Genomic DNA, 11,193 nt, shown 5'->3' with positions numbered 1-11,193 from the left:
TTTCACGTGAAACGGTTGAGGAGGATGGCTCGGAGGTTGCTGAGGGGCAAGCGCCAGGGGCCCACGAATCCGACTCCATCGCGGAGCCAGTGCTCACCGAGTCACGACCAGCCGGGCTGGAGGCCCATCAGTCGACGTCGCTGGAACCTGGGCCCGAGGCGTCCGAGAGCGCTGACTCCGCAACGGCCGGCGACCCTCCGCACGGTCCAGAAGGGGATCCGTTCAGTGGGGGCGGGGGTGCGGTCAGTTCAGAAGGGTCCGCCTCGACGGGACCCTGGAGGTCGGCAGGATTCGGCGCCGCCCTTCGGAGCGGAGCTCATTCAGAGGCACGATCCGCGGACGGTCGCGCGATCGGGGCGAACATCTACTTCGCGTCGTCGGCCGCTGAGCAGCAGATCGTCGAGCCGGCTGCGTCCGTTCCGTCGCCCGTGACGGGCGGTGCCGTTGCCGACGCCGACGGCAGCGTGAACGTTGCTGGCGATGGCCTCGGGGCAGTTGACTCGGCTCCTGCCCCCCTGCCGAGTGTGACGTTCCACGTCGGTGTTTCGTCGCAGATCCAGGATCGCGACCTGCCCGCGGGGTCAGGGCCGGTGCTCCAAAGCGGCGTGGTTAGCCCTGTGGACAATGATGTGGACATCGTCATCGAGAGCGGCCCGATCACGCACGAAGAGGCGGTCCAGGGCGCTGGGGAAAACCATGTGGAAGACCCAACCCTGAGCGCGACGGGAACCGTCGTTTCACGTGAAACGGACCGGGCTGACCAGGGCGATGGAATGGGATCTCTCGAGGATGAACATGCCGTCGCCGAGAACGTCCGGCGACGGATCCAGTTGACGGGCCGACCGTTCCCCAAGCCGGTGCAGCCGCGGGTGATGACGGTCGCGAACCAGAAGGGTGGAGTGGGCAAGACGACGACGACGGTGAACGTCGCGGCAGCGATGGCACAGTCCGGCCTCAAGATCCTCGTCATCGATCTGGATCCGCAGGGGAATGCCAGCACCGCGCTCGGCATCGACCACCATGCCGAAGTGCCCTCCATCTATGACGTCCTGGTGGATGGCGCGCCGCTGCTCGAAGTGGTTCAGCCCTGCACGACCGTCGAGGGTCTCTTCTGCGCGCCCGCAACGATCGACCTCGCCGGTGCAGAGATCGAGCTCGTGTCGCTCGTGGCTCGCGAGACTCGGCTGCAGAAGGCGATCCGAGCCGCAGCTGAGCTGGGGCACGACTACGACTATGTCCTCATCGACTGCCCGCCCAGCCTCGGGCTGCTCACCGTCAATGCGATGGTGGCCGCGTCGGAGGTCTTCATCCCCATCCAGTGCGAGTACTACGCGCTCGAGGGCCTCTCCCAGCTCCTCAAGAACATCGAGCTGGTCAAGGCGCACCTCAATCCGCAGTTGCACGTCTCGACCATCCTCCTGACGATGTACGACGGCCGGACCCGCCTCTCGGCCCAAGTCGCCGACGAGGTCCGGGAGCACTTCCCCGCGGAAGTGCTCCGGACAACAGTGCCGCGGTCGGTCCGTGTGTCCGAGGCGCCGAGCTTCGGCGAGACGGTCATGACCTATGACCCGACGAGCAGTGGCGCCCTGGCGTATCTCGAGGCCGCTGGCGAGATCGCCGACCGCGGAGCAGCGGGCAACATCTGACCGAGCGCGCGACAATCGGCAGAGTTGGGGGAAGGCCGGTGGCTCTCGTTGTTTCACGTGAAACAGCGGGCATGACACCGGCGCCGGCCGCGTGAAGCCTCACCGGAACCGGTCGGGCCCTCACCTAGACTTGGGCCGCGCGAGAGTCGCGACGACGACGTTGAGGGGACGGACATGGCGGAGAAGCGGCGGGCACTGGGTCGGGGACTGGGGGCGCTCATCCCGAGTGCCCCAACAAGCGGATCCGGCCGCCCGGTCGATGTGTTCTTCCCGGAGCAGAAGTCCGGGAGCCAGGTGGTGCCCCCGGCCGGGGCGACGCCACGTGACATCGAGGCCGGCGCCGCGGGATCAGGATCGGGCAACGGCCAGTCATCGGCGCTCGGGGCTCTCCCAGGCCACCAGGACTTCCCAACAGAGAGCGGGCTGACGCCGGTCCCCGGCGCGCAGTTCGCCGAGATCGATCTCGAGCTGATCCGTCCGAATCCGAAGCAGCCTCGGTCCGTCTTCGACGAGGACGACATGGCTGAGCTCGTCCACTCGATCCGCGAGATCGGAGTGCTCCAGCCGATCGTGGTCCGTCGGATCCCCGCGGACCAGGTCGCCGATGCCGACGGCAGGCAGTACGAGCTCATCATGGGAGAGCGGCGTTGGCGGGCGACCCAGGAGGCCGACCTCGCAACGATTCCCGCCATCATCAAGGACACCAACGACGACGCGCTCCTGCGTGACGCGCTCCTCGAGAACCTTCATCGCAGCCAGCTCAATCCGCTCGAGGAAGCGGCCGCCTACCAGCAGCTCCTCGACGACTTCGGCTGTTCGCACGAAGAGCTCGCCCAGCGCATCGGTCGCTCACGCCCGCAGATCTCCAACACGCTCCGTCTGCTGAAGCTGCCTCCCCTCGTGCAGCGACGCCTCGCCGCGGGGGTGCTCAGCGCGGGGCACGCGCGAGCCCTGCTCGGATTGCCGGACGGCGCTGCCATGGAGCGCATGGCGCAGCGCATCGTCGCCGAAGGGCTCTCGGTGCGGAACGTCGAGGAGCTGGTCGCCATCGGTGACGGTGACGCCGCTCCCAAGCCGCGGCGACCCCGAGCTGGTAGCCGCCACCCACAGCTGGATCAGTTCACCGCAGGTCTGTCCGACCATCTCGAGACACGCGTCAACATCGCGCTGGGACAGCGCAAGGGCAAGATCACCGTGGAGTTCGCCTCGATGGAGGACCTCAGACGGATCCTTGACCTCATGGGCTTCGAGCCGACCACCTGACGTGCCGGAGGGCCATACGATCCACGCCCTCGCCGCTCGGCTCAACCGGACGCTGGGCGGTGAGCAGGTCGATGTCAGCAGTCCGCAGGGCCGGTTCGCCGCCGACGCCACCCTGATCGACGGCCGCACTCTTGATCACGCCTCGGCCCGGGGCAAGCATCTCTTCATTCACTTCGACGACCTCGCGGACCTGACCCTCCACGTCCACCTCGGACTCATCGGCTCGTTTCACGTGAAACAACGATCGGAGGAGGGCACGGCCGCATCACCGCCACGGCTGCGGCTGGAGGGCCGCAGTCATATCGCAGAGCTTCGCGGGCCGATGATCTGTGCCCTCATCGACGAGCCGTCGCGCCAGACAATCCTCGACAAGCTCGGCCCGGACCCGCTCCACGCACCAGACGTGCTCGCGGACGGCGCCGGTCGAGCCTGGGCGCGAATCAGCCGGAGCCGCAAAGTCATTGCCGAGCTCCTTCTCGACCAGTCCGTTCTCGCCGGCGTGGGGAACGTGTACCGGTGCGAGGTGCTGTTCCGGCACCGCATCGATCCCTTCACCCCCGGACGCGAGCTCGGACGCCGCCTCTGGGACTCGCTCTGGGATGACCTCGTCGCACTGCTCCCGCTTGGAGCGGCCTTCTCGCAGATCCTCACCATGCAGGATCAGGTGGACGCCGCTGCCGAGCTGGTCGGGGATGGGTCAGCCCTCGCGATCACCGAGGGACTCACTGGGGAGCGGCTCGGGGACCACTTCGAGCGGCGCTTTCACACCTACCAGCGCACAGGGGAGAGGTGCGACCGGTGTGGCCGCCGGATCCGGGAGCAGGTCCTCGGAGGCCGGACGCTCTACTGGTGTCCCGGCTGCCAGCGTCGCCGCAAACGCTGACAAGCTCTGACCCGCACGAAGGGCCCCACGCATCATCTAGGCCGTCAGCGCCCAGGCCTCAGCCTGGCGGCATACTCTCTCTCCATGGTCCCTGCCGGAAGCCTGCCCGCACCGACCCACGTCATCGCGCACCTCAGCGACATGCACCTCATCGCCGGGGACGCGCTCCTGCATGGCCACATCGACACGGCGTCGCAACTGCACAAGGCGCTCGCCCGCGTTGAACAGTCGGCCCAGCACTTCGACGCACTCGTCCTCTCAGGTGATCTCACCGACCAAGGCCAGCCGGAGGCCTACACGCTCCTCCGCGAGATCGTCGAGCCGGTTGCGGAACGGCTCCGCGCCCCCGTCGTCATGACAGGCGGGAACCACGACGAGCGCCGAGCACTTGCGCTCGGCCTCAACGGCGCCGACACCGACGAACCGCAGGACGCGGTGACGATGGTGCGTGGGCTACGCATCATCAGCTTGGACTCGGCCCTTCCCGGCTTCCATCATGGTGGTTTCTCCGACACCCAATACGACTGGCTGTCAACGCAACTCGCACAACCCGCGGAGCACGGCACCATCCTGGTCATGCACCACCCGCCGATCAGGTACCGCTCACCGATGATGCAGCTGCTCGACTTCGAGGACGCGCCCCGGCTGCGCGCAGCCCTCGAGGGCACCGATGTTCGCGCCATCCTCAGTGGCCACCTCCACGTGACGAGCTTCGGGACGTTGGGCACGATCCCCGTCTTCGTCGCCGGCGGTGTCAGTTATGTCGACGACGCCGGCGCGCCCCGCGAGCTGCTCGTGGGGGTCGACGGCCCCCAGTCCTGGAACCTCATCGAGGTCCACGCAGATGACGTCGTGGGCACGGTTGTCCCGGTCGAACAGCACAAGTCGTGGCCGGCCATCAACGAAGCCGTCATCGCGTACATCGGAACAGTGCCGGAGGAGCAGCGTCGAGCCGTCTTCTCGACCAAGCGCTGAGCAAACGTCGAGATTCGCCGTGTCGAGAACCGGGGTCGCCCGTCGACCTAAGGGTGTCGGGGACCGCACGCCACTCGCGACCAAGGAGCAGACATGACCACCAGCCAGACCACCCACTCGATGGCCCATTCAGCGGATGGGACACCGATCGCCTACGAGAGCTACGGTACGGGCCCCGTCATGGTCGTCGTCGGAGGCGCCTTCAACGACCGCAACGCCGGCCGCGAGCTTGCCCAGGCCGCCGCGACGCACGGACTCAACGGTGTCGCCTACGACCGCCGTGGTCGGGGGGACAGCGGAGACACCAAGCCCTACGCCGTCCAGCGGGAGATCGAGGACCTCACCGCGGTCATCACCGCAACTGCCGGCGCGGACGCGGCGGGCCATCGTGCCCACGCCCACGGCGTCTCCTCAGGGGGAGCGCTCGTCCTGGAGGCAATCGCCGCAGGCGCCCCTGTCGACACCGCCTCGGTCCTCGAGCCGCCCTACAAGGTCGAGGGAGCGCCCCCGTGGCCGGAGCGCTACATCGAGACGCTCGAGGAGCTCGAGGCCAACGGCGATCGTGAAGGAATCCTCCGCTACTTCCACACCCGAGCCGTCGGCCTCCCCGAGGAGATGCTCGACGGGATGCGCGGCACACCCATGTGGGACGCCATGCTCGCGCTGACCTACACGGTCCGCTACGACGGACTGTGCATGGGTCCCAGCCCGGTCATGCCGGACCAGCTGCTCGCCAGAATCGAGGCGCCGGTCCTCGCCGTCAGCAGCACCGGCACGGCGATGCCCTTCCTCCCGGCAGCCGCCCGAGCAGTGGCGGAGGGCTTGCCCAAGGGTGAGTACCAGGAGCTGGAGGGCGGATTCCACGAGATCCCAGCGTCGATCCTCGCACCGGTCATCGCCGACTTCATCCGGCGAGCAGCCAGCTGATCACAGTCGGCGTCGCCAGCGCGAGTCCGCTTGCAGCGCAAGGGAACTCAGCGGCATACGGCACGCATCAAAGGAGCCCCAGGGCGGGGTTGTGCTCGGGCGGGACCACCTCGCGTGGCGGCCCGGGCGGTGTCCCATCACCGAAGGGCGACCCGCCCAAGGCGGCTCGGTCGTGCTCCGACGCCCACACGGACAGATCCGGCCCTCCCGGGACCACCCCGGTCGGGTTGATGTCACGGTGCACGACGTAGTAGTGAGCCTTGATGTGGGTGAAGTCGATCGTGTCGCCGAAGCCCGGCGTCTGGAAGAGGTCGCGCGCATAACCCCACAAGTTCGGCAGCTCGACGAGCTTGACCCGATTGCACTTGAAGTGGCCGTGGTAGACGGGGTCGAAGCGGACCAGCGTGGTGAAAAGGCGCACGTCGGCCTCCGTGATGTGCCCACCGACGAGGTAGCGCTGCGTGGCCAGGTGCTCCTCGAGCCAGTCCAGGCGGCGCCAGAGCCGGTCATAAGCCTCGTCATACGCCTCTTGGGTCCCCGCGAAACCACACCGGTACACCCCGTTGTTGACCTCGGTGTAGTTCACCTCCGCCATGTCGTCGATCTCGTCACGCAGCCGCTCGGGATAGAGGTCGGGCGCTCCGTCGCGGTGGTAGTCGCGCCACTGCGTCGAGAGATCCAGCGTGATCTGGGCGAAGTCGTTGGTGACGACGGCGCCCGAGGGGATGTCGACGATGGCGGGGACAGTGATCCCGCGCGGGTAGTTGGGGTCGCGTTTGAAGTAGGCGTCCTGGATCCGTGGAATGCCGAGAACCGGGTCGATCCCTCCGGGATCAAGGTCGAAGGTCCAGCTTCGCTGGTCATGCACCGGGCCGCAGATCCCCATCGACAGCACGTCCTCGAGGCCGAGCAACCGGCGCACGATGATCGCCCTGTTGGCCCATGGGCATGCGCGCGCCACGACGAGACGGTAACGCCCCGGTTCCACCGGATAGCCCTCACGACCGTCCGCGGTGATCCGGGTGGTGATGTAGCGCGTGTCCCGCTGGTAGCTCGGCTCGACGTAGGTGCCCTGCTCAGTCATGTCCCAACCATAGGTTCCGTATGCTGCTGAGCTCGCTTCCACGCGCCGGTCACCGTGCGCGGTGGTCGCGTCACACACCCGGCCAAGACTGGCCACGCGCGTTCGTCCAGCCCGGGACAGAATGGGGACATGGACCTCGGAGGCCAGGAGCTGGACCGTGCGTGACCTGCGCCCGTTGACCGTCGATCGCGTCGCCGACCTCGCTGGTGACTCGGCGCTGTGCACCTTCTGGCAGACCGTGCCCCGCAACGGTGCCGTTCTCCCGAGTGAGCCGTTCGACCTGCTGTCCGACTGGGTTCGGGAGGTGACCGTCAACTGGGGTGCTCCGGGGCGCATCGCCTACATCGACGACCGACCAGTCGGCCACGTTCTCCTCGCCCCGGCCCGCTACGTGCCGCGCCTCGCCGCCTTCCCGACCACACCGTCCGATCCGGCGACGCTGATGCTCCTCACGATTCGCATCAACGCCGACCAACACGGTCGGGGCCTGCGCAAGGTCCTCGTCCAGACGGCGGTCAAGGAGGCCCTGCGCCACCGGGTTCGGTCCATCGAGGTCATCGCGGCTCGCCCGCAGGCGGTGGGCAAGCACCCCTGTGTTCTCGAGAGCACATTCGTCGAGAACCTCGGCTTCCGGGTGGCGAGGGACCACCCCGTCTACCCGCGCCTGCGCCTCGACCTGCGCACCATCGTGACGGTGCGCGACGGAGCGGCCGCGGCGGTGCGCAAGGCGCTCGCCAAGGTGTCCGGCGTCCAACCCGTCCCGGAGACGCCTCCAGACGGAGCCACTCGAGCGCGGGTCACCCGAGCAGTCGACTGAACGACTGATGTGCCCGAAAGGTGTTCACTCGATGGTGAGGAGGGTCACCGTCCCTGACGCGGCTGACGGGCGTGCCCGGCCTGGCCCATTCCGATCGACTCGAGATGGCGGCGCAGGTCGACAAGCCTGAGCATGCCGGTATGGCCGGTGTCCGCTTCACCGAGGTAGAGACGCTGGAGCGCGACCACGACGCCCTCCGCGATGCGGTCGAGCGTGTGCGAGTTGGACAGCACCGCCACATCGGACGGGTGGCTGAGGTAGCCGATGTCGAGCCGGACCGCCGGCATCCGGGTCCGGCGCAGCAGGGGCCAGCTCCGAGGGTGGGTGCGGCAGTCGGTGAGGCCGCTTCGGGCCACGACCTCGCGCAGGAGCAGGTCCGCGAAACGCTCCCCGATGACCGACCAACCGCGCCCCGGCCCGGCCGTTGCACCAGGTCCCGCGCTGGGCTGGTCGCCAGGCGGTTCGCCGCGTTCCTCGCCCTGTCCGTAGAAGAAGGTCGCCGCGCCGTGGGCCGCGATCCCCGCCGAGCGGTCGGAGTGGTCAGTGTGGTCGGTGTGGATGGAGAGGAGCAGATCGGCATCGATGGAGTTCGCGAGCGTCGCCCGCTCGACCTCCTCGCCGCCCGGCCCGCTCGTCCGGGTGAACACGACGCCCACGCCGTGTGCGGTGAGGCGACCCTCGATGCGCTGCGCCAGGTCGAGCGCGAGGTCTGACTCGATGAGGCCGAAGCCGGTGGTCCCGGGGTCGTCGCCGCCATGCCCGGGGTCGAGGACGATGGTGCGCCCGCTCAGGCTGTAGCCGCCACGCCGGATGTACTCGCGTTCCTGCAGGGCGATGGCCGAGCCGCCCGTCACGGACCTGCGCAGAGCCACGAAGGCGCGCATCGTGTCCGGGCCGAGGGTCCCGTCAGCGTCGAGGCCCACCCCCGCCTGGAAATGGCGAAGGGCGGTATCCGTCGCGCCGGCGTGGATCCCGTCGATCTTGCCGGGGCTGAAACCGAGCTCGGCAAGGCGGGCCTGCAGCTGGGCCACGTCGTCACCCTCAAGAGGGTGCCCGGGCAGGTACCGCAGGACGCGGTCACCGAGCGACCACCGGGCGCCGTCGAGCACGGAGTAGGTGGACCGGCCGACGACACCGTCGACGAGCAGGCCCCGCCGCTGCTGGAAGGACTTGACGGCATGCTCGACCTCTTCGTCGAACTCGACGCTGTCACGAGGCCCGGCGCTGGCGACCCAGTCGGCAGGTAGGTCACCGGTGATGACGAGCCGGTCGCAGACGTCGGCAACGGCGAGTCCGCGGTCTCCGCGACGGAGCACGACAACCTGGTGCCTGGTCACGGGCCTCCTTCGGGGACGGGGACCTGTGCACTGTAGTACGCCGATGGGGCGGCGCCGCGTCGGGCGGACCACCCCATCAGGTCAGCCCACTGCAGGTGAGCCATGGTCAAGAGGGTCAGGCGATGAACTCCTCAAGCTCGCGCAGCAGCTTGGGCTTGGGGTGGGCGCCGACGATCGACTTGACGACCTGACCCTTGACATAGACGTTGAGCGTCGGGATCGAGACGACGCCGTAACGGGCAGCCGTGTCCATGTTGGCGTCGGTGTCGAGCTTGACGATCTCGACCTTGTCGCCGTACTGCTCGTGGATCTCCTCGAGGATGGGGGCGACCTTGCGGCACGGACCGCACCACTCCGCCCAGAAATCGACGAGCACGGGCTTGTCGCTCATCAGGACGTCATCAGCGAACGTGGCGTCGGTCGTTTCCTTCAGTGCCATGCTGGGTCTCTCCCTCGGGTATGCCGCTGGGCTTGCTTGCCGGTCGCGGCGGGGTGGGCGGGTGGTGACAGTTTGTGGCCGTTTGTCGTCGGCTGTGGGGCGCTGTCAGGCTAGGCGTTCGCGCCGACGGCGGACGTCGGGATGGGACTGGAGGCGGTCTCGTCGATGAGCGCCGCCTGATGAGCGGCCTGCTCGTGAGAGGCGGTGTCCTCGAGAGCGGCGAGGTAGTGCTCGGCATCGAGGGCGGCGGAGCAACCGGTGCCAGCCGCCGTGATGGCCTGGCGGTACGTGTGGTCGACCAGGTCGCCGCAGGCGAACACGCCGGCGACGTTGGTGCGCGTGGACGGAGCGTCGACCAGGACGTAGCCGGCGTCGTCGAGGGCGACGTCGCCGCTGCTGTCTGCCGCTCCGTCGGCTCTGAGCAGCTCGTTGCGTGGGTCGTGGCCGATCGCGACGAACATGCCGGTGACGGGCAGCTCACGGAGATCGCCGGTCCGCGTGTCACGGAGGGTGAGCCCGCTCAGCTTGCCGTCGCCGTGGATCTCCGCGACCTCGCTGTTCCAGGCGAAGGTGATCTTGTCGTTGGCGAGCGCTCGGTCCGCCATGATCTTCGAGGCCCGCAGCGCGTCACGGCGGTGCACGATCGTCACGGACCTGGCGAACTTCGTCAGGAAGGTCGCCTCCTCGATGGCCGAGTCGCCGCCGCCGATGACGGCAATGTCCTGGTCACGGAAGAAGAAGCCATCACAGGTGGCGCACCAGGAGACGCCGTGACCGGACAGCTCCTTCTCCTTGGGCAGGCCGAGCTCGCGGTAGGCCGAGCCCATCGCGAGGATGACCGCCCTGGCCCGGTAGGTCTTGCCCGCACCATCAGTGACCGTCTTGAGATCGCCGCTCAGGTCGACGGCGGTGACGTCGTCGGTGACGAGCTCGGCCCCGAAGCGCTCGGCCTGGGCACGCATCTGCTCCATCAGCTCCGGGCCCATGATCCCGTCCCTGAAGCCCGGGAAGTTCTCCACCTCGGTCGTGTTCATCAGGGCACCACCGGCGGTGACGGCGCCTTCGAAGACGAGCGGCTTGAGGTTGGCTCGAGCTGCGTAGACGGCGGCCGTGTACCCAGCTGGTCCCGAACCGATGATGATGACGTTGCGGACGTCTTCCGACATGTCGCGATACTCCTTGGACGGGGTTTGCTGCTCGGCTCAACCGATCCTAGGCGCTCGGCATTCCCGTCGGTGGGGGACGGCACGAAGCCGGGGGCGGCCACGGAGCGAGCCCAGCGGCATACGGCATGGGGTATTGGGTCTCACGGGACGGGTGTGGCGTCCGTCAGGGGCGCGGGGTGGCCCGAAGTACACGTGCGCTCCACGACGCGCACGGTACTGCGACCGCCCTGGGTCACCACGATGACGGCTGCCGGGCGGCCCTCGTAGGTGGCGAGGTCGACGTGCACGGGGACGTCTGTCGGCAGCGAGTGGGCCCTCAGGCAGGAATCGAGACCGACCTCCGTCGCGATGGGTCCGAGCGTGGGCGCCTCCGCGGCGAGCACCTGGATGGGCGCGTCCGGGTTGCTGAGCATTGCCCTGGCCTGCTCGGCGAGGCCGGCCTCGGTGTAGTCCCGCTCCGAGAGCTGGAGGTGGACGTTCGGCCTCGAGGGACCGACGGGTGCGCCGATCGGTCCGGTGGGCCCGGGCGATCCGGTCGGTGCCAGCGACGGTCGCGTCGGGGTGGTCACGGTCGCGCTGGCGTTGCCGACCGATGCCGTGCCGTTGGCGCGCTTGTTGAGGTGGAGCGCGGAACCGCCGACCGCCACCACGGC

At 68.4% G+C, this 11,193-nt stretch carries 11 protein-coding genes; 6 read left to right on the top strand and 5 right to left on the bottom strand.

All coding sequences use genetic code 11. The features are described from left to right. The first annotated feature begins 698 nt into the window (after positions 1-698). From VIR15_RS18830 to VIR15_RS18810, 5 genes are all read left to right on the top strand, one after another. Entirely contained in the window at positions 699-1,649 is a 951-nt protein-coding gene (locus VIR15_RS18830) for a ParA family protein (RefSeq protein ID WP_331930577.1), read from the top strand. Between the two features lie 174 nt (positions 1,650-1,823). After that, positions 1,824-2,912, top strand: a complete 1,089-nt coding sequence (locus VIR15_RS18825) for a ParB/RepB/Spo0J family partition protein (protein ID WP_331930575.1) — start codon at positions 1,824-1,826, stop codon at positions 2,910-2,912. A 1-nt stretch (position 2,913) separates the two neighbouring features. Beyond that, positions 2,914-3,795: an Fpg/Nei family DNA glycosylase gene (locus tag VIR15_RS18820; protein ID WP_331930573.1), complete on the top strand. Its 882-nt coding sequence runs from the start codon at positions 2,914-2,916 to the stop codon at positions 3,793-3,795. Between the two features lie 84 nt (positions 3,796-3,879). After that, positions 3,880-4,770 (top strand): metallophosphoesterase, encoded by an 891-nt coding sequence (locus tag VIR15_RS18815; protein ID WP_331930571.1) that lies wholly within the window; start codon positions 3,880-3,882, stop codon positions 4,768-4,770. 93 nt (positions 4,771-4,863) lie between these two features. Beyond that, positions 4,864-5,697 (top strand): alpha/beta fold hydrolase, encoded by an 834-nt coding sequence (locus VIR15_RS18810; protein ID WP_331930569.1) that lies wholly within the window; start codon positions 4,864-4,866, stop codon positions 5,695-5,697. A gap of 67 nt (positions 5,698-5,764) precedes the next feature. On the opposite strand, the gene VIR15_RS18805 is transcribed toward VIR15_RS18810, so the two are convergent. Continuing rightward, positions 5,765-6,781 (bottom strand): glutathione S-transferase family protein, encoded by a 1,017-nt coding sequence (locus tag VIR15_RS18805; RefSeq protein WP_331930567.1) that lies wholly within the window; start codon positions 6,779-6,781, stop codon positions 5,765-5,767. A 157-nt stretch (positions 6,782-6,938) separates the two neighbouring features. Here VIR15_RS18805 and VIR15_RS18800 point away from each other — a divergent pair, with 157 nt between their 5' ends. Continuing rightward, entirely contained in the window at positions 6,939-7,598 is a 660-nt protein-coding gene (locus tag VIR15_RS18800; protein ID WP_331930565.1) for a GNAT family N-acetyltransferase, read from the top strand. Positions 7,599-7,642: 44 nt separating this feature from the next. On the opposite strand, the gene VIR15_RS18795 is transcribed toward VIR15_RS18800, so the two are convergent. The 4 genes from VIR15_RS18795 to VIR15_RS18780 form a co-directional block, all read right to left on the bottom strand. Further along, positions 7,643-8,935: an N-acetylmuramoyl-L-alanine amidase gene (locus VIR15_RS18795; RefSeq protein ID WP_331930563.1), complete on the bottom strand. Its 1,293-nt coding sequence runs from the start codon at positions 8,933-8,935 to the stop codon at positions 7,643-7,645. A gap of 115 nt (positions 8,936-9,050) precedes the next feature. After that, positions 9,051-9,374: a thioredoxin gene (trxA, locus tag VIR15_RS18790; protein ID WP_331930561.1), complete on the bottom strand. Its 324-nt coding sequence runs from the start codon at positions 9,372-9,374 to the stop codon at positions 9,051-9,053. 110 nt (positions 9,375-9,484) lie between these two features. After that, positions 9,485-10,540, bottom strand: a complete 1,056-nt coding sequence (gene trxB, locus VIR15_RS18785; RefSeq protein ID WP_331930559.1) for a thioredoxin-disulfide reductase — start codon at positions 10,538-10,540, stop codon at positions 9,485-9,487. Between the two features lie 140 nt (positions 10,541-10,680). Further along, on the bottom strand, positions 10,681-11,193 hold a 513-nt coding region (locus VIR15_RS18780), incomplete at its 5' end, for an RsmA family anti-sigma factor (RefSeq protein ID WP_331930557.1).

It is taken from the genome of Intrasporangium sp. (genome assembly GCF_036566125.1).
Classification (GTDB): domain Bacteria; phylum Actinomycetota; class Actinomycetes; order Actinomycetales; family Dermatophilaceae; genus Intrasporangium.
This window is presented reverse-complemented; position numbering and strand designations above follow the sequence as displayed.